23 protein-coding genes and 2 riboswitches are annotated in these 24,477 nt (G+C 35.5%); of the genes, 13 read left to right on the forward strand and 10 right to left on the reverse strand.

Annotation, left to right across the window (positions count from 1 at the left end; all coding sequences use genetic code 11):
* Positions 1-10: 10 nt before the first annotated feature.
* Positions 11-307: an acylphosphatase gene (locus tag H5968_RS05610; protein WP_187039126.1), complete on the reverse strand. Its 297-nt coding sequence runs from the start codon at positions 305-307 to the stop codon at positions 11-13.
* Between the two features lie 232 nt (positions 308-539).
* Here H5968_RS05610 and H5968_RS05615 point away from each other — a divergent pair, with 232 nt between their 5' ends.
* Positions 540-917, forward strand: a complete 378-nt coding sequence (locus tag H5968_RS05615) for a DUF1823 family protein (RefSeq protein WP_187039127.1) — start codon at positions 540-542, stop codon at positions 915-917.
* 685 nt (positions 918-1,602) lie between these two features.
* The gene (locus H5968_RS05620) at positions 1,603-2,646 is read left to right on the forward strand and encodes a 3-deoxy-7-phosphoheptulonate synthase (RefSeq protein WP_187039128.1); all 1,044 of its coding nucleotides are present in this window, start codon (positions 1,603-1,605) and stop codon (positions 2,644-2,646) included.
* Positions 2,647-2,758: 112 nt separating this feature from the next.
* On the opposite strand, the gene H5968_RS05625 is transcribed toward H5968_RS05620, so the two are convergent.
* Complete coding sequence (locus tag H5968_RS05625) at positions 2,759-4,687, reverse strand: acetate--CoA ligase family protein (RefSeq protein ID WP_187039129.1); 1,929 nt, start codon at positions 4,685-4,687, stop codon at positions 2,759-2,761.
* Between the two features lie 219 nt (positions 4,688-4,906).
* On the opposite strand from H5968_RS05625, the gene H5968_RS05630 reads away from it, so the two are divergent.
* Complete coding sequence (locus tag H5968_RS05630; protein WP_187039130.1) at positions 4,907-5,110, forward strand: hypothetical protein; 204 nt, start codon at positions 4,907-4,909, stop codon at positions 5,108-5,110.
* Positions 5,111-5,374: 264 nt separating this feature from the next.
* Here the strand turns inward: H5968_RS05630 and hetI are convergent, their stop codons facing one another.
* Positions 5,375-6,094, reverse strand: a complete 720-nt coding sequence (gene hetI, locus H5968_RS05635) for a 4'-phosphopantetheinyl transferase HetI (RefSeq protein WP_187039131.1) — start codon at positions 6,092-6,094, stop codon at positions 5,375-5,377.
* Positions 6,095-6,299: 205 nt separating this feature from the next.
* Positions 6,300-7,343, reverse strand: a complete 1,044-nt coding sequence (locus H5968_RS05640) for a YheT family hydrolase (RefSeq protein WP_187039132.1) — start codon at positions 7,341-7,343, stop codon at positions 6,300-6,302.
* Positions 7,344-7,500: 157 nt separating this feature from the next.
* On the opposite strand from H5968_RS05640, the gene H5968_RS05645 reads away from it, so the two are divergent.
* Positions 7,501-8,232 (forward strand): response regulator transcription factor, encoded by a 732-nt coding sequence (locus tag H5968_RS05645; RefSeq protein ID WP_187039133.1) that lies wholly within the window; start codon positions 7,501-7,503, stop codon positions 8,230-8,232.
* Positions 8,233-8,771: 539 nt separating this feature from the next.
* Here the strand turns inward: H5968_RS05645 and H5968_RS05650 are convergent.
* The 4 genes from H5968_RS05650 to H5968_RS05665 form a co-directional block, all read right to left on the reverse strand.
* Positions 8,772-9,725, reverse strand: coding sequence for a hypothetical protein (locus tag H5968_RS05650; RefSeq protein ID WP_187039134.1), 954 nt, complete (start codon positions 9,723-9,725; stop codon positions 8,772-8,774).
* A gap of 372 nt (positions 9,726-10,097) precedes the next feature.
* Positions 10,098-11,756, reverse strand: coding sequence for a site-specific DNA-methyltransferase (locus H5968_RS05655; RefSeq protein ID WP_187039135.1), 1,659 nt, complete (start codon positions 11,754-11,756; stop codon positions 10,098-10,100).
* Positions 11,757-12,014: 258 nt separating this feature from the next.
* Positions 12,015-12,398, reverse strand: a complete 384-nt coding sequence (locus H5968_RS05660) for a type II toxin-antitoxin system VapC family toxin (RefSeq protein ID WP_137668517.1) — start codon at positions 12,396-12,398, stop codon at positions 12,015-12,017.
* Positions 12,395-12,649, reverse strand: a complete 255-nt coding sequence (locus H5968_RS05665) for a hypothetical protein (RefSeq protein ID WP_228051855.1) — start codon at positions 12,647-12,649, stop codon at positions 12,395-12,397. Before H5968_RS05665 ends, H5968_RS05660 begins: the two co-directional genes overlap by 4 nt.
* Positions 12,650-12,891: 242 nt before the next feature.
* On the opposite strand from H5968_RS05665, the gene H5968_RS05670 reads away from it, so the two are divergent.
* From H5968_RS05670 to H5968_RS05680, 3 genes are read left to right on the forward strand one after another with little or no spacing between them, the layout of a single operon-like run.
* A complete protein-coding gene (locus H5968_RS05670) occupies positions 12,892-13,203 on the forward strand; it encodes a DUF4258 domain-containing protein (protein WP_187039136.1) in 312 nt (103 codons plus the stop codon).
* The gene (locus tag H5968_RS05675; protein WP_187039137.1) at positions 13,203-13,436 is read left to right on the forward strand and encodes a YgiT-type zinc finger protein; all 234 of its coding nucleotides are present in this window, start codon (positions 13,203-13,205) and stop codon (positions 13,434-13,436) included. Before H5968_RS05670 ends, H5968_RS05675 begins: the two co-directional genes overlap by 1 nt.
* Positions 13,437-13,468: 32 nt before the next feature.
* Entirely contained in the window at positions 13,469-14,839 is a 1,371-nt protein-coding gene (locus H5968_RS05680; RefSeq protein WP_187039138.1) for an NB-ARC domain-containing protein, read from the forward strand.
* 95 nt (positions 14,840-14,934) lie between these two features.
* On the opposite strand, the gene bchD is transcribed toward H5968_RS05680, so the two are convergent.
* The gene (gene bchD, locus H5968_RS05685; protein WP_187039139.1) at positions 14,935-16,956 is read right to left on the reverse strand and encodes a magnesium chelatase ATPase subunit D; all 2,022 of its coding nucleotides are present in this window, start codon (positions 16,954-16,956) and stop codon (positions 14,935-14,937) included.
* Positions 16,957-17,234: 278 nt separating this feature from the next.
* Here bchD and H5968_RS05690 point away from each other — a divergent pair, with 278 nt between their 5' ends.
* The gene (locus H5968_RS05690; protein WP_187039140.1) at positions 17,235-17,930 is read left to right on the forward strand and encodes a Uma2 family endonuclease; all 696 of its coding nucleotides are present in this window, start codon (positions 17,235-17,237) and stop codon (positions 17,928-17,930) included.
* A gap of 86 nt (positions 17,931-18,016) precedes the next feature.
* Here H5968_RS05690 and H5968_RS05695 read toward each other — a convergent pair whose 3' ends face one another.
* On the reverse strand, positions 18,017-19,129 hold the full coding sequence (locus tag H5968_RS05695; protein WP_187039141.1) for an IS630 family transposase: 1,113 nt from the start codon (positions 19,127-19,129) through the stop codon (positions 18,017-18,019).
* A 259-nt stretch (positions 19,130-19,388) separates the two neighbouring features.
* On the opposite strand from H5968_RS05695, the gene H5968_RS05700 reads away from it, so the two are divergent.
* The 5 genes from H5968_RS05700 to H5968_RS05720 all read left to right on the forward strand — a co-directional run bounded on the left by H5968_RS05700 (position 19,389) and on the right by H5968_RS05720 (position 24,161).
* Complete coding sequence (locus H5968_RS05700; RefSeq protein ID WP_187039142.1) at positions 19,389-19,556, forward strand: hypothetical protein; 168 nt, start codon at positions 19,389-19,391, stop codon at positions 19,554-19,556.
* A gap of 111 nt (positions 19,557-19,667) precedes the next feature.
* The gene (gene rnc / locus H5968_RS05705) at positions 19,668-20,351 is read left to right on the forward strand and encodes a ribonuclease III (RefSeq protein WP_187039143.1); all 684 of its coding nucleotides are present in this window, start codon (positions 19,668-19,670) and stop codon (positions 20,349-20,351) included.
* A gap of 169 nt (positions 20,352-20,520) precedes the next feature.
* Positions 20,521-20,716, forward strand: a riboswitch (cyclic di-AMP (ydaO/yuaA leader).
* A gap of 98 nt (positions 20,717-20,814) precedes the next feature.
* Entirely contained in the window at positions 20,815-21,666 is an 852-nt protein-coding gene (ntrB, locus tag H5968_RS05710; RefSeq protein WP_096568748.1) for a nitrate ABC transporter permease, read from the forward strand.
* Between the two features lie 174 nt (positions 21,667-21,840).
* Complete coding sequence (locus H5968_RS05715) at positions 21,841-23,283, forward strand: ABC transporter substrate-binding protein (RefSeq protein ID WP_187039144.1); 1,443 nt, start codon at positions 21,841-21,843, stop codon at positions 23,281-23,283.
* Between the two features lie 41 nt (positions 23,284-23,324).
* Entirely contained in the window at positions 23,325-24,161 is an 837-nt protein-coding gene (locus H5968_RS05720; RefSeq protein ID WP_187039145.1) for an ABC transporter ATP-binding protein, read from the forward strand.
* Between the two features lie 176 nt (positions 24,162-24,337).
* A riboswitch (cyclic di-AMP (ydaO/yuaA leader) is annotated at positions 24,338-24,473 on the forward strand.
* Positions 24,474-24,477 lie beyond the last annotated feature (4 nt).

The raw sequence follows: 24,477 nt of genomic DNA on the forward strand, positions 1-24,477 counted from the left end.
ATAATAGCAGCTAACGCCTGACTTCAAAGCCCCGCAAACCTTTTGGGTGTTCATACTCAACTGTAACTTCCTTTACCATTGCCGCAGGTGGTCCTGCATGACACCAACGCACCATTTCCTCTACAATTTCTTTAGCACCCTCAAAAACTGCTTCCACTCCACTATCTGGGAGATTTCGCACCCAACCAGTTAACCCCAACTGGGTAGCAGTATCTACAGTGGCGTAACGATACCCCACACCTTGAACTCTGCCAGTAATGAAGACATGAGCGCGGATTAGTTTTGGTAGTGGTGTTGTAGATTGCATAAAAAAGTCTGGTTTCAGGAGACAGTAAGCAGAAATTAACAGTTTCTAGTATTTTACGATTTCAGGTTTACTTTTTAATCTGCAACTTTGTTGGTACAGTTGGGTTTCTCGGTTGTCACTGATAAATCTTTAATTTCACCCCTAAAACGCTAAAATCTTCTAGGTTACTGACTGAGTTTACAACTGACAACTGACAACTGACAACAAAACACGGACAAAATTAAAATTACTTATGTCTAACTTGCCACCACTCAATAAAGAAACAATTTGGGATATTATCAACGATAAAATTGATGATACTACTGTTAACCAATTGGTATGGTATCACTTGGGTTATCGTTATGATGCTAACACTGAAAAATGGGATACTAGCCAAGTAGCACCAGAATGGGTGGCTGAATATCCAGAACCTGGTAATTTTATTGAGTCTCGCCCAGCAACAATGAAATTAACTCGTTCTATTCCCCAAGAGAATAAACAACTGCTCAAACAAAAACTAGGTTTTAAAGGTTACAAAATCGGAGAATTTGGTCCTCGGCAAACTCGCAGGGCAACTATGGCAGGTTGGTTATTAAGTTATATGATGATCACTACTGGTAAAATTGAATAATATAATATTTGGTGATTGGTGATTGGTGATTGGTGATTGGGAAAAAGCAACCAGTTACCAAAAGCTGATTTTGATATAATTGATTTTTAATAAAATTTCCTAGAACACCGATTCATTAATCGTAAGGGCGTTCGCGCAGTGTGCCGAATGCATAGCATTCGGAAAGAATATCAATTGTTTCAACGATAGGTTATCACCCGAATGCTTCGCCCCTACAAGATGAAAACAGATTACCTGACATTACTGAATCGACATACATAAACATAGATTTTTTCCTAAAAATCTGCTTTTTTATAGATTCATGTTTTTTGATTTTTATGTATTGTTGAACTAGATCACAATAATGCACGTAATTACTTAATGGTAATTAGTGATTAGTCAAGTCTCATCAAATCTAACTAATTTTTCAGGTTTTCATTTTTCTGAGAACTAATTACTATTTTTCTCAATACTGGATATTCTGAATACTAGATATCCTGACTTCTCTATTATAGATACAGCATCTCAATTAAAACATAGCCCGAAAGAGCGTTTTACTCCTGACTCCTGTACGGGCAACCACGGGGGGTTGCCACTACTGACTCCTGACTCCTGACTCCTGATGTATCTTGTATTTTTCCTGAAAAATGTGTATAGTATTCCTTTACACAATCAAGCGGATTACACAAGTTTAGAGTTTTACACCATGATCAACAAATTAATTAACACTAATATTAAGAGTTCGCACGTTTTATTAACTCCTAATCAAGTTAAAGAAAAATTGCCTTTAACTAAATCTGCTGAACATACAATTTTGCAATTCAGACAGGAAATAGAACATATTCTTGATTTTAAAGATAGCAGAAAATTCATTGTAGTTGGTCCTTGTTCTATACATGATCCTAAAGCGGCGATAGAATATGCTGAGAAGTTGAAAGTTCTAGCTGATAAAGTGCATGATAAATTGTTGCTGATCATGCGGGTTTATTTTGAAAAACCTAGAACTACTGTAGGTTGGAAAGGATTAATTAACGATCCCGATATGGATGATTCTTTTCATGTAGAAAGAGGGATTTTAATTGCTCGGAGTTTATTATTAAAATTGGCAGAATTAGGATTACCAACAGCAACGGAAGCACTTGATCCGATTATTCCTCAATATATCAGTGAATTGGTTTGTTGGTCAGCAATTGGAGCGAGGACAACTGAATCACAAACTCACCGCGAAATGGCCAGTGGTCTTTCCATGCCGGTGGGTTTTAAAAATGGTACAGATGGTAATATTAATGTGGCTTTGAATGCTCTCAAATCAGCGCAAACTCCACATAATTTTTTAGGAATTAACCAAAAGGGACAGGTGAGTGTATTTCAAACAAGAGGTAATTCTCATGGTCATGTAATTTTGCGGGGTGGAAGTCAGCCTAATTATGATCCGGAAAATGTGAAATTGGTAGAGGAACAATTAAAAGCCGCAGGTTTACCACCAAGAATAGTCATTGATTGCAGTCATGGTAACACCAATAAAGATTATAGATTGCAATCTGCGGTGTTAGAAAATATAATTCAGCAAATAGTTGCTGGTAATAATTCAATTTTGGGAATGATGCTGGAATCAAATTTATATGAAGGTAATCAACCAATTACAGGAAAACGGGAAGAATTACAATATGGTGTTTCAGTAACTGACAAATGTATTAGTTGGGAAGAAACAGAAAGAATTATTTTGGCTGCTCATGCCAAACTCACGTAAAGTTAGGAGGCAGGAGAATTTTAGATTTTAGATTTTAGATTTTAGATTTTAGATTGGATTAATGAAATACAATCCAAAATCCAAAATCCAAAATCCAAAATTGTATCCCCAATCACCAATCACCTGCTATAGTAATTGTTTGTTCAATTGCTGGTAGATAAACATTGAAAAAATCTGTTTCTACGTCTAAAATTAAATCTTCGCTTGCTCCTTTATGTCGAATAGAAACATTGTTGTCTTTCTTAATGATCACAATCGAACCATCTATGGCATCTCTTAATAATATCATTTCTGTTTCTGTAGGATTATCCAACACCACAATATTACTACCTTTGTAAACCATTCCTTCTGATTCTAGAGTATCTTCTGCGTATTCAGCAATTAATAAATCAAGCTGAGGATGACGCAACAAAGTTTGTATATTGCGATTGTATTCTTGACTCCAAAATTTTTGGCAACGATTGATAAATATTCCCTCACGACACACAGCACCTATTTTCATTTGTGGATGTTGTAAAAGAATCTGATCAATTATTGCTTGTAATTCAAAGCTAGTAATTTTATTAAACGTAATAATTGGTATTCTGGCATCTTGGGCAGATGGAAAAAAGGTTGATAAAATATGGGCAGGAATATCAACACTTGCACCAATAGCGGGGTTAAGGTGCATAAAAATACCTGGTGCAGCGTTAATTTCTAAGATGGCAAAATTACCATTCTTCCAAGAGTGGGAAATATTTTTAGTAATCACATCAATGCCTAAACAAGTAAGGCGAAAATGTTGGGCAATCTCTTCTGCTAAGATAATATTATCAGGATGAATTTTATTGGTAGCATTAATGCTGATACCACCGGATGAGATATTAGCAACTTTGGCAAGATAAATAATGCGATCGCGTTCAATTATACTATCCACATCTAATCTTTGTTCATATAAATATCTTTCCATAGCATCATCAATGACTATCTTACTCATGGATGATGTGGGTGTATCTCTCCGTTCTGGTTTGCGATTTTCTTTTTTAATTAATTCTCTAATTGTTGAATATCCATTACCCACAACCGATGGTGGCCTACGTTCTGTAGCAGCGACAAATTTACCATTGACACACAATAAACGAAAATCCCTTCCTGATATACTTTGCTCCACAATAATTCTAATTGATTCATCTTCGGGAATTGCTAATACTGCAAAATTATAAGCAGATTTCAATTTTCTAGAATCATTGATATTAGGAGTTACACCGATTCCTTTATGACCCACTACAGGTTTAATTGCCACTGGATAACCGATTTTTCTAGCTATATCTAACGCTTCTGTTTCTGAAGTTACAATATCACCCTTTGGCACGGGAAAACCCAATCTTTCTAAAAATTCTTTACAATCATCTTTGCGGGTAGTAAATTCAGAATCTAGATGACTATCAATATCAAAAGTTGTTGCTACTCCTCGCACTTGTTTTTTACCATAACCATATTGCATTAATCCTTCTTCCCATAAATAGCAAGTAGGAATACCTTGTTGATATGCAGCTTGCCATAAAGCATAAACTGTTGGTCCACCATAAACAGATTCTCGGAACTTATTTTGCAATTTAATTAACCGTTCCTCAAAGTGGAAATACTCATCTTTAGTAATACTTTCCAACCAATCCCAAACCAAGTACACTACTGCTCTTGCTGTGCCTTCATGTAGTGCTTGAATGGCAATTCTTACATAGGAATGATATGCTGTGATACTCCAAAGATTCAGGTATAAACCTATATCTAATTTGCTCACTTCGGAAACAATATGGGCAAATAAATCAGCATATAATTGATATGTTTGCTCCGCTAAGTGCGGATAAAAATCACTGATAACATCAATATAATCCTCTATCGGTAGAGGATCTTGAAATTCAGTCAAGGCAAAATCAAATACTAGCGCCCCTGTATCTAAATAAGGGTTGGGTCCAATATAATACTTGAAGTTAAAAATATCAAATACATCAGTTCTTCTAGCATTGATGCGGATGACATCGGTACTTTGCTCTTGAACCATTGATTTTCGATTTATTGACAATTTTTGAGGTTATTTAGCCAAGTTCAACTTACTCCTATTATGAATAAGATTCAGCTATCTCAGGGCATAATTTCCATTTAATTAAAGTTTCTGAAATCACGCTTAAGAGAATCAAGATAAAAATAATACTGGGGATAGATTTAATAAAGTTGCTTTTTCAATAAAAGAAAAACAGGTAATTCAGAAGATATCTTAGTTATGAATAACACACATTCTGCTCTCAGAAATGAAGTTAGAGAATTGGCTGAGGAAGCATTTCACCGCAAGTTAATTTCAGGATATGGAGATGGGCAAAATATGAATGAATACCAAATTGTTTATCAAGGAAAACCTAGACATATATCGTTAGAACAAGCTCGGCTTTTTTTGATAGATTTAATTTATAGACACCAAATTCATTAAAGAATTTATAGACACCAAATTCATTACAGCTATTTTCAGGTAAATAAACCACATTTTGATTTAGGTTTCGCATCAACAATGTAGGGGCGTTCGCGAAGCGTGCTGGAAGCATCAGCATTCGGACAATTAATTATCGGTTTTTACCTAAGACTATCATCCGAATGCTTCGCCCTTACTATGGTCTAAAGACATGAAAACTGCTGTAAATAGGGCAGGCAAGATGCCCACCCCACAAAATATAGCTCCCCCATTATGTTGATCTACCTATAATTGCCAAAATTGGAAATTATTGCTATGATTATCTACAACAACCGCAGCAACAAAATTATCTGCTGGTAGTAATTCTTTCAATTGCCAATTTCCTGAAACTTTTAATTGAGCAGGTTTTGTAGGTGTTAATTCAATTCCGATTTGTTCTAATTGAATTAAACCATCTCCCGTGGCTTTTAAATAAGCTTCTTTACAAGTCCAGTAACGAAAAAATACTTGTTGTTTTTGTTCAGGTGTAAGTAATTTAATTACTGCATATTCTTGGGGTAAAAAGAAACGTCGAGCAAGATTTTCTAAATCAGACATTGGGCGAATAAATTCTAAATCTACCCCAATTAATCTTTGATAACTTACGCCACACAAACCCAAATCTTGCGAATGTGACAAATTAAAAAATATTCCTGAATCAGCAAACTTAGCTGCTAAAATTGGTTTGCCCCGTTGTTGATAATCAAATTCTACTTGAGACGGTTCTACACCTAAATAACTTCCTAAAATAGTCCGCAGACTACCACGCCCAACAATAAAACGCTGTCGATGTTCAGGAAAATAAAACCTTTCTGCACGAGCAACTTCATCACTAGATAAAGTTTCTCTGAAAGATTGTATCTGTGATTCAGACTGCTGTAAGTTTATTTTCCAGATATGCACATCATCAGATAACAATACTAATTTTTTAGGTGCAGGTAGCCAGTTTGAGAGAAAGTTATTCACAACTAATTCACAACTAAAAAGTTTGGGTTCTAGATAATTAATTCTTCAAAAAATCAGGTATGTTTGATCAATACTACCTGATAAATCTAAGCACTACATTGATGAAAGAATAGGGTCTAAAACTCCGCCTTTGAAAGCGAAAATTTTTGGGAGATTTATGATAAATACCCCTTATAATAAATAACAGACTCCTGTCTTCTGCCTTCTACCTCCTGCCTTCATTAATTCCTATCCATTCTAAAATACGATTCCAAGCCCACCATTGATCAGGATCTTGGGATTGAATTTGACACTTTTTACTACTTATATAACCTGCATGACCACCGTAGGATGTAAGTAACAAATCTATAGCAGGATTTTTGGCACTGGCAACTTTTAAATCATCAACAAGATCGGGATGAAATAAGGGATCATCAGCAGCATAAATAATTAAAGTTGGTTTTTGCAACAGAGGTAACAGATGTAAACCACTGCTGGTCTGATAATATTCTTCCACAGAACTAAAACCCAAGCGGCCAATGACAAGTTCTTCATCAAATCCCCAAATGCTATTTGCTCTTTCTATTGCTGCCGAATCAAAAGAATTATCATGAGTATAATGTAATTTCCAGGCTAGTTTTTTCAATTCTCCAGCAATGCGGGATTCAACATACTTACCAAAAGGGTGAGTGACTAAATAAGTGAGCGATCGCAACGAATCTAAACTAGGACAAATCACTGCTCCTCCAGCAATGTCTATATCTTGTAATTTAAAATCTTGTGCTGCTTTGATTCCCCACAGCGCCAATTGTCCCCCTAGAGAATACCCTGTAAACCAGCATTTTGGAGGACAACCCATTGCTACCGTTTGCTGGGCAATTCTGACAAAATCTTCCCCTTCATACAACCCATCAGAAGTTAAAGTTGGGGATAATTCTGCCGTTTTACCATGCGCCCGCCAATCAAAGAGAACCACAGCATAACCTTGAGAGTATGCTTTACGTCCCAACAATCTTAAAAACCATTGTTGTTCTAACTCTCCTGTAATACCATAAGTGCCAATAATTGTGCTGTGGGCATTTTCGGGTATGGCAACCCAACCGAAAATTGGTACATCCTGCCCTCCCGTAAATACGACCTGCTGGTACAGTGGTTCTGGATGTGGAGTTGTACTTTCCCAATCACGTCCTGCCCATAAAGCAGTGTAAGCAGTCATGGCAGCACCATTTCGCAAGAAATAGGGCGGACTGTAGGTAGAGTTACACACCATATATTAATTTTCGTGTAAATTAGTATTGTTTTCACAATCTCTAATTTTAATATTTATGTTGGATTTTAAATCTTTTTTTACAATCGAAAAAGTAATCTTTGTATCTCTCAAAGGTTCTTAATTTATCCTTAAATAAAGTAGTCATAATTTTTTAATAATGCCCAGGATTCTTGTCATAGATGATGACCCAGCGATTTCAGAACTTGTTGCCGTCAACTTGGAAATGGCTGGCTACGATGTTAGTCAAGCTGAAGATGGCATCAAAGGTCAGGCGCTGGCGCTCCAGTTACAACCCGACTTGATCATGCTTGATCTGATGTTGCCCAAAGTAGACGGTTTTACCATTTGCCAGCGTTTACGTCGGGATGATCGCACATCTGAAATTCCGGTTTTAATGCTGACAGCATTAAACCAAACTCAATATAAAGTTGAGGGTTTCAATGCTGGCGCAGATGACTACTTGACCAAACCTTTTGAAGTAGAAGAAATGCTGGCACGAGTGCGGGCTTTGTTACGACGTACTGACCGCATTCCCCAAGCCGCAAAACACAGTGAAATTCTTAACTATGGTTCTCTTACCCTCGTTCCAGAAAGATTTGAGGCCATTTGGTTTGGTGAAACTGTAAAACTGACTCATTTAGAATTTGAGTTGCTTCATTGCTTGCTTCAGCGTCATGGACAAACAGTTTCTCCCAGTGAAATTCTCCGAGAAGTTTGGGGTTATGACCCTGATGATGACATTGAAACTATTCGGGTGCATATTCGCCACTTGAGAACTAAACTCGAACCAGATCCTCGCCATCCCTGCTACATTAAGACGGTTTATGGTGCAGGATACTGTCTAGAGTTGCCCAGCGCACCACCATCAAGTGAGCAAGTCCTAAGTTGACAATTTCATAGACAAAACTATACTTATATTGACAAAAATCAATATATTTTTAGGAAAAAATCAACTACTTGATATATAATACGGTGATATCAAGTATTGAATTGAGACTATTGCCGACGCGAAAACCAAGCAATGATGGTGGTAGTCTTTTTCAGAAACTTAATTGGAACACAATCGCGTCTGGCTAAGGCGTGAAAGTCTACTGAGGGATAACTGCTCCCATGCTCCCGTTGAAGTAGAAAGTAAAGTCTAGTTTTGTCTAGGTTTTATATAGCAGACAGATGTAATGAGTGCTTAGTTTTGGTAACTGGTGACTAGGGACTAGGGACTAGGGACTGGGGACTGGGGACTGGTGACTGGTGACTGGTGACTGGGGACTGGTGACTGGGAAATAAATTTTATTTTTTCCAATCACCTATTACCTAGATTTTATATCGGCGATCGCTATCAGGCAATCATTCAAAGGAAGTAGAGAAATAAATTTACTATCATTCAAGATGATTAAAGTTAATTCAATATTTCTCTACCCCTGGGTTTTTCTAATCTTCTGACCTTGGTAATTTAGAATTGACTAAATTGGTAAATTCTGCCAAAGAAGTAATCGTCATTGTTGATATCAGTAGTTCTTCTAAAGCAGTGATATCATCAACGTTCTGAATATTTTTGCTCAGTATTTCGGGGACATCACCAAACTTGACTTGCAGAAGTTTAATGATATCTTGTTTGCGACCTTTTTTTTCGCCTCTTTCTAGGAAAATTTCTTCAGTGGGTGTTAAAAAAGGCATTTCTCTCTCCTTTTCATACTCGGTTATTTTCGTGAGCAATTTTTGTTGTAATTCCTGACTTAATGACATCATTTTGTCAATAAATCTAAACAGGTTTTCAATGTCATATCTGTTTAAACCTCGCTCATATAAACTTCTAATTAATGTCCATTTCCACTGCTCCCTATCTGCGAGTTTGTTGGTAGTAGTTTTGGTTTTTAAATGTGCCATTACTAATATAGCAAATAGATTGCTGCTTTGCTCTAGTTCTTCCCATTTGTAGTCTATGAGTTTGACTGTATCAAACTTACACACAACCTCACTCTTACCTAAACCGTATTGATAACTATTAGGTCGCCATGTTTTGCTTTCATCTCCTAATATGGCTAAACTAACTACTGGTTTATGGTATAAATCAAAGGAACGGTAGTTATAGATATACATTCTTTGGGAAAATTCTTCATCGTATTGACTTTGTACTTCGATGTGAATTAATATCCAAATTTCTGTGTTATCTAGTAACCACACTTGATATAATTTATCAGCATAGCGTTTTTCTGTGTTAGATGTAGCTGTAATTTGTTCTAGTTCTTTATCTAGGGAAATTGGTGTTTTACTCCAGTCTATTTGTTGGTAAATTTGGGGATAAAAGAAGTTGATAAATTCTGGAAAGTATTTTTCTATTGCTCCTTTCCATGCTTGATCATAATTGGCTGTTATTTGGTTCATGTTTAGGTTTTTTAGTTTTTTATTTGCTGGTTAATTGTATTTTAATACTGATGTATTAATAATTATTTTTATTATTTTTTAATTATTTTATTTTGGTGGAGGTAAGGTAAATTATGGGTAGTATAGCGATCGCTTCAGGGAGTTACCGCTAACGCATTTCCAAAGTATCACTAAATCGCCCATCATTGATAAATTAAAAATATTGAATTATTTACATCTGCAATTTATTTACAAAAAGCGATATCTTTGTAGGGGTTTAACAATGCTAAACCCCTACCCATGTTCTGATGAAATAGGTTAACTTATGAAAATTTATTAAAAGTTAATATATGTGTTGGGTTTCGTTTCCTCAACCCAACCTACCAGATATTATTAAATATCTAACTCAATTTGACTTGCTTTTATTTCTTTTTGTTTTTCTGCACTTTTTAAAACTTCATAAGCTAATGTCATAGTTAGTCTTTGTTTATTTTCAATAATATCTTGCACAGTAACAATTTGAATTTTATCACAACTATGAGGCATGAGTTTATTTTGATAAAAACCAGCAGATTTGGCAGTTTTTAACATATCTTTGGTAGGATCTTCTAAGGTGATAAATATGGCAATTCTGGCATTTTCTAAGGTCATTGTTCCTAATAAATCGCGGATATCTCCTGATTTTACCTTCCCAGATTTAACTTGTAAAATGATTTTTTCTTGTTCTCCTTTATCACCGTAAAAATAAACGATTCCGTCTACTCCTTGATCTGATCCTTTTTTGGTGTTAATTATTCCTCGGTTATTTGTATAGGTTAAAATTGCCCATTTTTCAAATTCTTTACGGGTGCGATCGTCTTTTTTATTTGCTAATGCTATTGCGCTTTCGATATCTTTGGGTATACCATGTAATTTAATGGTGTCTAAAACTCCTTTACCAAAGCTGTCTTCTAATCTTTTTAAAACTAAACTTATACTTTGATAAGTGATGTCTATTCCTATCCATTGTCTGTCTAATTTTTGAGACACTGCAACAGTTGTACCACATCCACAGTAAGCATCTAATACTATATCATTTTCGTTGGAACTGGCTTTTATTATTCTTTCTAATAATGCTTCTGGTTTTTGTGTTGGATATCCTAAAGATTCTGATTGTTTTTGACCTAATGGTATCACATCTATCCACAGATTATCTACTTCTGCTCCTGAATAACCTTCCATAAAATTCTTTCTTCTAGGCTTTCCATTTTTAGTAAAAAATAACTTTCCTTGTTTATCTAATTCTTCAAGTTTTTCTCGATTCATCATCCAACCATAATTAGGTAAATAACCTTTATATTCGTAACGTAAATTTTCTCGCGCCATCATTGCAGGTAATTCAATTGGCTCTGACTTATATCTTCGACCTTGTTCATCAACTTTATTATATATTTTTTCAATATCATCTTGATTTGATAATTTAGTTTTAGGTGTTTGAAAAAAATACTTGCTTGATTTGCTATAAAAAAATATAATGTCACAATTATTTGCATAACGAAGCATCTTATATTGTGATCCTTTTTTGGTAAAATTTCTTTTCCATGTTATTTCATTTAAAAAATCTCCACCTTGAGAACAAAAAACAGCATCTAAAACTAACTTTAAATAATGACTAGCAGTAGGATCGCAATGTAAATAAAAACTACCTGTAGGTTTTAAAACTCGATGAATTTCTGTTATTCTTAAAGTCATACTCACTAAATAAGCAAGTAAACTACCTGTTCCTAAAACATTACTTAAACCTGTAATTAAAGCAATACATTGTTGAGTAAATAAACCATGATAATTACTGGTGATTTCACTTAATCCTTTAATAGCGTGATCATCCCATTCCCAAGTATCAATAAATGCTTGTGCTTGTGCTTTATCTTCTGAACCAATGTTATTATAAATTTGATTATAATTCCGCTTAGAATTAAAAGGAGGATCAATATAACATAAGTCTACTGATTCATCTTTAATATACTTTCTTAAAACTTCTAAATTGTCTCCATAATAAAGTTGATTAACCATAGTCTTCCTCAAAGCATTGTAATTGAATACACCTTGATTAATCATTTTTATAGATTGTTACTTTTTTGTCACCTCAGAAAATCCCTGATATTCCTTGATGTATAATTAAGAAATATTACAAAAATACCTGAAAATACCTGATTTTTTGGAATCAGTCTAAGTTATAATACTTGAACAGCTTATAAAATCTGGTAGGGTGCGTTAGACTGCATCAATCCTGTAAATAAGCGGATTCTTGATATCTGACACATCTTACAACTAATTAATAGAAGGTTGATGTAAATTTAAGCCTTTAATAAAACGAAAATCTTTAACATTTAATGTATATAAATCAATCTGATTAACTAATGCTGTTGCAGCAATTAAAGCATCAGGTATACTTAATTTATGACTAAGAGAGTAATTTTCCATTAGTGTAATAAACTGAGTAGATATCATGACATCAATAGGAAAAATATGGAGTAATTGTAAATGGGTTTTAATTTTTTTCAACTCCAAATTATTAATAGCACCATAATATAATTCAGCTTGAGTAATAGAACTAATAGCTAATTGATTAATTCCCTGAAACCGCAGTTCAGAGATAACTTGAGAATTGTTTTTATAAAATTCTATGATAATATTTGTATCACATAAAATCATTTATTTTCTGTTCTCCATGCTTCTTGACGAATGGATTGAGTGCTAATATCTCTATTTTCCCAAATTCCGGCTAAATCAAAAAATTCTTGTTCACTATCAGCTATATTATTGTTATCTTCTACTACTTCTACAGATTTGACAAAATCTAAAGCAGAAATAATTTTTAGTAGCATCTCGGCTTTTTCTTTATCAGCAACTTGAATGATTAATTGTTGCATATTTTTATAATTAATTCTATGATTATTATACATTATTTTTCTGGCTTACGTCTAGCTATAGGAAAACCATTATTTTTATATGGGTTTAACAATGCTGATATTACTTGATGTTTAATGAAGAAATATCAAAAAAATACCTGAAAATACCTGATTGTTTGGAAGCAATATAAGTTATAATACTTGAACGGCTTATAAAATCTGGTAAGGTGCGTCAGACTGCATCAATCCTGTAAATAAGCAGATTCTTGATATCTGATGCACCCTACAACTAATCAATGAAATCCATAGATGAAATTCGTCAACAACTGCAAGCAGGAAATTTTGAGTTTACCCGTCATGGTTTAAAACGTTTAGTTGAAAGAAATATTAGTCGTTCAGAAATTATGGAAACAGGAGAGAATGCAATTATCATAGAAGATTATCCAGATGATAAATATTCTCCTAGTTGTTTACTTTTGGGATTAACAATTAATAATCGTCCCTTACATTTACAGGTATCAAGGCGAGAATCTGATATATTGACTATTATTACTTTATATGAGCCTGATCCAAAAGAATGGATTAATTATTGTCAGAGGAGGTCATAATGTTGAGTTGTCATATTTGTGGTTCAGAAAATTTTACTCAAGAGTTAGTAAATGAAACTTTTGAAATTAACGGTAAACTAATTTTAGTTGAGGGTATTCCCGCTAAAGTTTGTTCTCGTTGTGGAGAAATCACTTTTAGTAGTGAAACTGCGGAAAATATTCGCTCACTGCTGAATAGTAATAAAAAATCTCATAAAAAAATTGAGATTGATGTTTTTGCTTTTTCTAAGTAACTGATAATATCAATTTATAACATCTAGTTTTTATGACTATTACAGAAATTTTGCAATTTGTAGATAATTTAATTTTCACAGAAACAGATCAACATTTAGATGATCTGCAAAAAAGAATTATTGAAGAATTATTTAAGGGTAAAACTTATAAACAAATTGCTGAACTTTATAATTATGATGAAGGTTATATTGGTGATGAAAGTAGAAAGTTATTTAAAACATTATCGGATAAGTTGGGAGAAAATATTAATAAATCTAATTTTGCTTGGACACTGGAAAGAGTTATAAATTCAAAAATTGTTAATTCTTTAAATAATAACATAAATCTTTGCTCTAATAATAAAAATTCAATAAATTATCAATCAAATAATATTAAAAATTCCCAAGAAACAGAAATACAAAAATCTTCTTACCATGATTTAACTTTATCACCGAGAATTATTAGATTTTATGGAAGAGAAAAAGAATTAGAATATTTATCTAATTGTATTCTCAATCAAAACACCCCTTTAATCTCCATTTTAGGTTTATCAGGAATTGGTAAAACTACTCTAGTTAAAAGATTTGTAGATTTCAACTTAGATAAATTTGAAGTCATAATTTGGAAAAGTTTAAAATATCCCAAATCTCTAAATTCACTCATTGATGATTTATTGCAAGTCTGTAAACAACAACCTGAAAAAAATCTAGATGATAAAATCAAACAACTATTTAATATTCTCTCTACACAAAAATGTTTAATCATCCTTGATGATATCCAAAATATCTTTACACCTGGTGAACTTGCGGGAAAATATCAACCAGAATATCAAGATTATCAACCCTTATTCAAACTTGTTACAGAAACCCAACATCAAAGTAATATTATCTTAATTAGTCAAGAACAATGTCCAGAAATGGAATCTTTAGATCCAGAATTATATCCCATCAAATCTTTAGAACTCTCAGGTTTATATCATTCCAATATTCTCCAAAACACAGGATTAAAAAATCAGGATAGTTGGTTAGATTTAATTAAATTATATGCAGGTAATTTAATGTTTTTAAAAACTATTACCGTCTTAATCGCTAAAAATTATGATGGTGAAGTTGTTGAATTTTTAGCAGAAAATACATTACATATTACCCAGCAAATGCAGTCTCATTTTCAAGAGACATTTAACCGTTTATCACCTATAGAAAAACAAATAGTATTATATTTGAGTAGATTTGAAAACCCTATTTCTAGAGAAGAATTAAGACAAACGTTAATAGAAACCTTAAATTTATCCTCAGTTGATTTTAATAACGGTTTACAATCTTTACAACAACGGCATTTAGTAAGTAAACTGAAAGAAGATAAAGTGATGTTTTCATTATCTTCTGTTTTTCGGGAATATGTGAGAAATTTCTCATTTCCATAATCAAAATCAGGATTGACAAGATTAGACAATAAACAGAATTGATTTTCACCTTCACATCCTGTAAATCCTTAAATCCTGAAAATCCTGATTCTGACCTATTTAGATTTTATATCAGCGATCGCTCCTCTAGCCATAGATGCGATCGCCTTATCTGTCGCTTTCGGTAACTGATAGTATTTACCTCCCGCAGTTTTCGCTAACTCTTTGGCAAAACCAGTAGAAACAAACTTACTTTCTGTATCAATTACCAGTAATTGCATCCCAGATGCTCTAATTCTCGCTGCAATATCTAGCAATTCCGCTTTGATATCCGGTTTTTCCCCTGGTTCTTGGGGTTCACCTAAAGAACGAGATAAAGGAATATTACCACGACCATCCGTAATTGCCACAATCACAACCTGACCGATATCTCCGCCCATTTGAGCATTAACACCAATTCTCACGGCTTGAGTTAACCCATGTGCTAAAGGTGAACCACCACCACAAGGTAATTTTTCTAACCTGTTTTTTGCTAACGCAATAGAACGGGTAGGAGGTAACAACACTTCCGCTTGTTCACCCCGGAAAGGAATCAAAGCAATTTGATCACGGTTTTGATAGGATTCGGTTAAAAGCTGCATTACTGCACCCTTGGCAGATTGCATCCGGTTTAATGCCATTGAACCAGAAGCATCAACCACAAATACAACTAAAGCGCCCGCTTTCCTAACTAACCGCTTTGTCCGCATATCGCCCTGTTCCACTATTACCTTTTTATTCGGCTGTCTGGTGCGGCGTGCTTTTTGATACGGGGCTGCGGCTCGCAATGTGGCATCTACGGCTATGCGTTTTACTTTACCTTTGGGTAACATTGGCTTGATGTAACGTCCCCGGTCTTCTGAGAAGATTAAACTACGACTTCCAGATTTACCTTGCCGTTGGGACATCTGAGCAAAATATAATACATCAGAATCCAGAATTACCCCTTCTGGGTCAAATACAAACTCTTCAGGAATATCTGGGGGTTCTTGTTGTTCCTGTTCTTCCTGTTGTTCTTCTTTGTCTTCCTGTTCTTCCTCTTCCTCTTGTTCTTCCGAGTCGTCTTGACTTTGTGGTGGTGGGGGTGGTGGAGGTGGTTGATCTGGGGGTGGAGTTTGAATAACGGTGGTACGGGGAACGATCACCAACTCTACCGCACGTCGCAAGTCTTCAGCATTAACGGTATTACGTCCTTCTAAAGCTGCTGCTGCTTTGGCAACTCTGACAGCAAATAGTTCTGCTCGATGTCCTTCTACTCCAGCGCGGATACATTCATTAACAAGGTATGTGATCTGTTCTAAAGAAATGCTGACTTCTTTTAACCATTCCCGTGCGAGAAGTATTTGGGTTTTCAGGGAGTCTATGTCTTCACTGTACTGTTGTAGAAATTCTTGGGGAGAACGGGAGTAAGCAATGGCCTGTTCTACTGCTTGCACTCTTTGATCTAAACCCAGAACACCATCAGCAGAAAGGGCGATCGCAATTCTATCAAGTAAATGCTCCCTTAAAGCGCCTTCCTCTGGGTTGTAAGTTGCAATAAACAACGGTTTACAGGGATGTTGAAAACTGATACCTTCCCGTTCTATCTGGTTGCGTCCCTCAGATAATACCGCTAACAGTTGATTACTAATTTGGTCATCTAATAAATTGATTTCATCCACATATAACACACCTCTGTTACAGGTGGCCAGTAACCCTGGTTGAAAAACTGTATCACCCTGTTTTACCGACTGTTCCACATCCACAGAACCTAAAAGTCGATCTTCGGTGACACCCAAGGGTATTTGCACAAAAGGAACGGGTTTTACTTCTGTTTCTATTTCCTGTCTTTGTTCCGCTAACAGTTTATCATCCCATTCTTCCGGGTGGTTTGGATCACAGTTGCTAATGGAATCTTTCACAACTTCTATAGGTGGTAACAAGGCGTGAATGGCACGCGCCATCACAGATTTAGCCGTACCTCGACGACCAGCAATTACCACACCCCCCAAACCGGGATCTACTGCTGTTAACAGTAATGCTATTTTAATCGCTTCTTGACCGACTACAGCAGTCAATGGAAAAGCTGTTGTTGTTGGGGTTATCGTAGGCGCTGGCATTTTGTTTTTATTGGTTATTATATTTTTTAGGATAGCATTTTTATGTCTCACGCAAAGACGCAAAGACGCAAAGAGAAGAAGGTAAGGGTTTTTTTATTATAATGTTTTGTGTATTTCAGTTATTTTGTTTATTTCCAGGTAAAGTGTTATGAGAACAAAAGTTGTTATTATAGATTCTTCTCATACTCTTAGAGGTATGCTCAAAGATTATATTTTTAGTAGAGTACCACTGTCAAAGAAAACAATTATTTACCTTTGGTAAAATGGAGATTATAGATATGGTACAACAACTGACACCAGAAACAAAACCAGAAATCATCTACCCAGATAGTGACGGAAAACCCATGTTTGACAATACTAAACAATATCAATGGATCGTTAAAATTAAAGAAAATTTAGAAATTATTTTTGCTGAAAATCCTGATGTATTTATTGCAGGTGATTTGTTATGGTATCCTGCGGAGGGAAGTGTCAAAACCAGACAAGCACCCGATGTTATGGTAGTATTTGGTAGACCTAAAGGGGATCGGGGTTCTTATAAACAATGCTCAGAAAATAATATTGCTCCCCAGGTGGTTTTTGAAATTCTTTCTCCCGGAAATCGGACTAAAGAAATGGCGGAAAAAATGCTATTTTATCAAAGATATGGTGTAGAAGAATATTATGTTTATGATCCTGATACTATTGAGTTAGTAGGATATTTGAAAAATCAAGAATGGTTAGAAGAAATTGAAGAAATTAATAATTGGGTAAGTCCTCGTTTGGGTATCCGTTTTGAGTTAATATCAGATAATTTAGAAATTTATTATCCTGATGGTAGGAAGTTTCTCACCTCTGTTGAACTACATCAACAATTAGAACAGGAAAAACAACGTGCAGAACAGGAATATGAACGTGCGGAAAAGGAACAACAAAAATATCAAGACTTATTAGCTAAATTGCAAGCTAAAGGGATTGATATCAATACAATTTAATAACTTGAAAAATTCAGATCCCCTACTTATCAAATAATTCGGGGATCTGGTGCTGGACATTCAAAGCTGAATAAGCTGTTGTGCAGCTAAATCGAATAAACAGCATTACCTTTATTTTTAACTTTGCGCTCCCATTTAATAATAAGACCTCCTTCGTTTAGCAATTTATTTAATAATTCTTCTAACTGTTCTACTGATTCAAATAATCTGTGGGCTATATATTCTTTCGCTGAATGCCATACCAGTTCAATTAAATTATAATCTGGACTATAAGGTGGTAAAAATTCCAGAATAATATTTGGCATTTCTGCTTCAATACGAGCCAAAATATCTTTTCTTTTATGGTAACTAGCATTATCAAGAATAATCACTATTTTAGCTGAATTATCATTAAAGTCTTCAGGCTTATTTCCTGCTTCTATCCATTCCTGTTTTAAAAAATAGTTGAGAGATTTCAACTGTTCATAAAACACATCTGCATTTCCCTGTTTAATCACAAAATTTATTCTTTTCTTGTCATGATAACGCAATCCTCCCATAATATTCACTCTTCCCCTTCTTCTTTGTCCTGTTACCTCTTTTCTCTTGCCTTTCTTTCCCCATGTTTTTCTTCTTATCACTCTTAAACTAAATCCACTCTCGTCCCAAAACCATACCTGTAAACGCTCTGGTGATGATTTTGTTATTTTTAAATATTCAGCTAATTTTTCTTTAAATAACTTACGCTTCTCTGGACTTTGTTTATCCTCTAGGCTATACTTTGCCCAAAGGTAAACGTACTTTTTTCTCTCTAAAATTCTCCTTACTTGCGAACTACTTAACTTTATTCCTGTCTCTATTTCTAGATATGTCGCTAATCTTGCTGATGTCCATCTGCCAAATTCATATCCACATTCATCAGGGTTCTTCTCAATTACTTCTAACAACAAATTCTCATATTCTTTGGTTACTTTACGGAAGTTACCTTCTCTTCTTCCATCTAAAAAACTGTCTATGTTATCCGGTGCTCCATGCACTGCCCAATATGCTACAGTTGTATATGCTATGTTTAAAAAATCACTTATTTCCTGGTAAGTTTTCCCATCATTCATCAACAATAATATTAGTATTTTCTCTCTTACATAAGGATTATCTTGCTCTTTTAGGTGTTTTAATAGCTTTTCTCTCTGTTCTTGAGACAGATGGTTTTTTGCTGGCATAATTCAGAAGCGATCGCTTAGTTACTTAATTCCCTATTATACAATCTAGCTGCACAACAGCTTAATCAACCTAGTTGATGCTGAAAATTTCCGCTTTATAGATGACTTACCTGCATTAGTTGAGAGAACAAATCAACCTCAAGTAAATGTCATCCATGCTCAAATTAGCTACAATGAAGCTGTAGAATCTTTAGTTAAAGCTGTAAATAAAGCACTCAGCCAAAATAAACCCACCAATTACAGCTATCTTAATGAATTAATGCGTCAAATTTGGCCTAATTATCAAGGAGTTGCTACCATATCTACACCTGATGGGAAGAAATTTAAAAGTTTTGGACAATTTATTGATATGGTTGTCAAAGAAGGTAAAGTCAAAAGACAAAATCAGCACTTATTTTTGATGGAATTAAACCAAATAGCAGCCTGAATTTGTCTTGATTGATAATACCAGTTTATAGAAATAACTGGTTCATGATAACCGCACCTTGCGGTTTTCTCATTTTTCACATTCGCTACAACAGCAAAAATAAAAGATAAAATGCACAAACTTCTCACATTTCATAACGAAAAACTCTTGCGTCAAGCATTAACCCATCGTTCTTATGTGAACGAAAACCCAGGAGAAGGAGAACACAACGAACGCTTAGAATTTCTCGGAGATGCAATTTTAAACTTTCTCAGTGGAGAATATTTGTACCGTCGTCACCCCGAAAAAGGAGAAGATGAATTAACCCGTCTTCGTTCTGCATTAGTCGAAGAAAAACAACTAGCAAAATTTGCTTTAGAAGTTGGTTTAGATTTTAGAATGCGATTAGGAAAAGGTACAATTAGAGATGGAGGTCTTCAAAATCCTAACCTTTTAAGTAGCACCTTTGAAGCTGTAATTGGTGCATATTATTTAGATAATGATTGTAATGTTGAACCACTCAAAGTCATTCTTGAACCATTATTTGATTCTGTATCAGAAGATGTGGTAGAACCGAGATCAAATGTAGATTCAAAAAATAGATTGCAAGAGTTAACCCAAGCTCAAGGTATCCAAGAACCTCCTAAATATGTCACAGAAAAAGCTGGAGGTCCAGATCATGCACCGGAATTTATTTCTAAAGTATTTGTAGATGGTAAAGAGTTGGGAGAAGGAAGAGGTAAGAGTAAAAAAGAAGCAGAAAAAGCTGCGGCTGAGGATGCGTTAGCTAAATTGAAAAAACGAGATTTATTGTAAGAATTTAGGAATGATAATGTTTTCTTGCTAATCTGACAATCTATATTTAATGTACTGTGCAAAATCAATTTAATCGCTTGATCTCAGTAGTTAAGTAACTAATTTTTAGTTTAGATACTGATGTTATTACTGTATATCAATGCTAAATTTTTGCTGTTACTATTAATTATGAGTAAGTCAGCCTAATCCAACGCACCAGAGTCAACAGCGTTGGAACGGAGGAACCAAGTTTTGGGGCGTATTTTTGTGGCGATTGGTTAATAAATTCCTAAGTTAATGTTAGGAAATCAGCCAAAATTGCCCAAAAAGGGGTATCTCTCAACCCTAGTCCGTCAGCTAACTTCGTAGGCATTGAGAGGGGACTGAAGAGACAGCATTTGATAATGTTTTGATCTCATCAGTGTCCAAGGCTGGTACTGCTCAGATTCAGTGTATCTGTACTGAACTCTGTTGAGGTTACAATATGATTTTACAACTGAATTTAGCTGCAATTTTTGCTGTGGCTGGACAATTGGCGTGGAAAAAAGCAAAACCTGTCATTTTTCGTGATGAGTTCTTATTGCCCGTTGTGGGTTTTTCAGGAATAATTTTACTCTGGTGGGTAATAGCATTTGCTAATCATGAATTAATGCCTACACCACCTGAAGCTTTAATTGCCAATCTTGACTACATTTTAAATCCCTTTTATGAACGAGGACCCGGTAATTTAGGAATTGGTTGGTTACTATTAGCAAGTTTACGCCGGGTAATATTAGGTTTTGGTTTAGGTGCATTAGTAGCAATTCCCTGTGGGTTTTTAATAGGGATGTCTAGACCAGCAATGCTGGCTTTTAATCCCATCATTCAGATATTTAAACCTGTTTCACCCCTAGCTTGGTTGCCTATCTCCTTAGCTATTTTCAATTTGGCAGATCCTTCAGCTATTTTTGTGATTTTCATTACTTCCCTTTGGCCGACTATGATTAATACTGCCTTGGGAGTTTCTAGCGTACCCAAAGATTATATAGATGTGGCACAGGTGTTAGAAATGCCACGTTGGCGGCAGATTATTAAAATTATTTGGCCTGCCAGTTTGCCTTATATTTTCACAGGTTTAAGGATTAGTTTAGGTATTGCTTGGCTGGTAATTGTGGCTGTAGAAATGTTAACAGGTGGTATTGGAATTGGGTTTTTTGTTTGGGACGAATGGAGTCGTTTAAATCTCAGTTCTGTATTTTTGGCGGTGTTTGTAATTGGTTTAACTGGTTTAGTTTTAGATTACGCGGTGGGTAAACTTCAAGAATTTGTTACCCATCGTCCAGGAAGTGTGAAGTAAACAGGGAAAACGTCAACAATTTAGTTACAGCTATGACAGGCAAGATGCCTGTTCCACATTGAGAGATAAAACTGATACCAATTTGCAAAATGATGTCAAAAGATGGAAGCTGACAAAGCTTATCCATTGAATTTTTCATCATCTAAAATCTAAAATTCAAAATTGTAGACAATTATGAGTGAAAATAATTGGACTCGCAGAGATTTTATCAAGGGAATAGGTTTAACGACTGCGGGAATAGCGTTGTCATCCTGTGCTGTTTCTGGAGATAGGTCTGCTAAAGGACTGACAGCAGAAGCTTTAGCTGTAGAACCAGTAGTTAAACCTCAAGAATTAGAAAAACCTGATCTTATTATTGGTTATGTTCCTGTTAATGATTGTGCGCCATTTGCGATCGCCTGGAAAAAAGGTTTCTTCCGCAAATATGGCTTAAATGTCAAACTCAACCGCGAAGCTAGTTGGGCAAACTCCCGCGACGGGTTAATATTTGGTCGTCTCGACGCTTCCCCCGTCGTCTCTGGTGCAGTCACTAACGCTCGAATAGGTGCAGAAGGTGCGCGTCATGCCCCCCTATGTGCAGCTATGACCATACACCGACATGGTAACGCCATGACCATGAATAAAGATATGTGGGACTTTGGTATACGTCCTTGGTATGAATATCAGCAACAATACGGTGATGGGGCATTAGAAGCATTTGGGCGAGATTTTCGAGGTTATTTTCACCAACAACCCCCAGAAAAGAAGGTTTGGGCAGTAGTTCTGAGTTCTGCTATTTATGAATACTTTGCTCGCTATCTTGCTGCTGCTGCTGGTGTTGACCCATTTAAAGAATTTCGCATCATTATTACTCCCCCACCGCAAATGGTGACAAATATGAGAATTGGGGCAATGCAAGCATATATGGTCGCCGAACCTTGGAACACTAGAGCAATTACAGGTAACGAAGGTATTGGTTTTACATTCGCTCAAGGTAAAGAAATTTGGTACGGACACCCAGACAGACTATTAGGAGTAATGGAATCTTTTATAGTCAATTATCCCAAAACTTACCGCTCTTTGGTAAAGGCAATGATAGAAGCTTGTCAGTATTGCAGTAAACCCGAAAACCACCAAGAAGTAGCCGAATTATTAACAGATCGTTCTTTTACTGGTGCAAAACCAAAAAAGCAAGATGCGCCCATTAGTAAATTGACTGCTCCAGGAATTATTGGTAATTACAACTATGGTGGTTTTGATGGTAAAGACCGCACAATCAAAGCTGAAGATACCACAATTTTTTATGATCTGCCTGATAACGTTCCTCAAGAACCAGGAGAACATTCCACCTTTTTATGGCGTTCTCGGAGTATTTGGTTAATGACTCAAGCAGCACGCTGGGGACAAATTAAAGAAATCCCTAAAAACGCTGAACAAGTAGCCGAAAAAGGTTGGAGAACAGATTTATATCGAGAGATAGCCACAGAAATGGGGATTCCATGTCCCAAGGATGATTATAAAGTTGAACCCCCAGAAGTATTCATAGATAAAAAAGGCTTTGATCCCGGTGATCCCGTCGGCTATCTCAATAGTTTTGCTATCAAAGCAAATGCTCCCATTCGTTTCTTCATGTCTTAATTTTCACGACAAACTATTAACTAATTCAGGAGAATTTAATCATGAGATATACTTCCTTAGAAAATGATAATTTTCAACAAGTTCAGCCCCGTCACGGATTTTTAGAAATTGAAAATTTAGTGAAGTCTTATCCCACAGCAGATAAAGGAGAGTTTGTTGTTTTAGATGGCGTTAATTTGACAATTGGTGAAGATGAATTTATTTCTGTAATTGGTCATTCTGGTTGTGGTAAATCAACATTACTAAAAAGTATTGGCGGTTTTGAAAGAGCTACATCAGGTTCAGTTCGCTTAGATGGTAAAGAAATCCGCAAACCAGGTGCAGATAGAATGATGGTTTTTCAAAATTATTCCTTGTTACCGTGGTTAACTGTGCGGGAAAATATCCGTTTAGCTGTGGATGAAGTGCTAAAAAGTGCAAATCGTGCCGAAAAAATTAGCATTGTGAATGAACACTTGGCAATGGTAAACTTAACGGCAGCCGCAGATAAATATCCCGATGAAATTTCTGGAGGTATGAAACAAAGGGTGGGTATTGCTAGAGCTTTAGCAATTCGTCCGAAAATGTTATTAATGGATGAACCATTTGGGGCTTTAGATGCTTTAACTCGTGGTAAATTGCAGCGTCAGGTATTAGATATCTGGGAAAATCATCGTCAAGCAGTCATGATGATTACCCATGATGTAGATGAGGCAATTTATATGTCCGATCGCATTGTTCTAATGACCAATGGACCATGCGCCACTATCGGAGAAATTCTCAAAGTTCCGTTTAAACGTCCACGCGATCGCAGTGCGATCCGCAATTCTAAAGAATACTTTGAATTACGCAACCACGCCTTGAATTTTTTAGACCGTTACTTTACTTCAGAGGAGTAAAATAAATTATTATTTCCTGGGTATACAAATTCAGAAATATAAGCTACAATTCAATCAGTATTCAGGATTGAGGCATCAGTATTTCAGAATATTTGATAAATCGGTAGATGATCAAATACAGATTTTGGGCGTAACCATTAAAAAGCTGACTGCTGATTACTGATCGCTGAATGCTTACCTGTGGGTAGCCTAATTCAAATTCATGAAAGCTGGATTTGAAGCGGAGGAACCAAATAATTGGGGCGAATCTTAATTGAAAGACACCTTCCAGTCTTAGCCCGTCAGCTAACTCCGTCGGCAATGGAAGGAACTCCCA

The sequence above is a fragment of the Sphaerospermopsis sp. LEGE 00249 genome, assembly GCF_014299995.1.
Classification (GTDB): domain Bacteria; phylum Cyanobacteriota; class Cyanobacteriia; order Cyanobacteriales; family Nostocaceae; genus Sphaerospermopsis; species Sphaerospermopsis kisseleviana.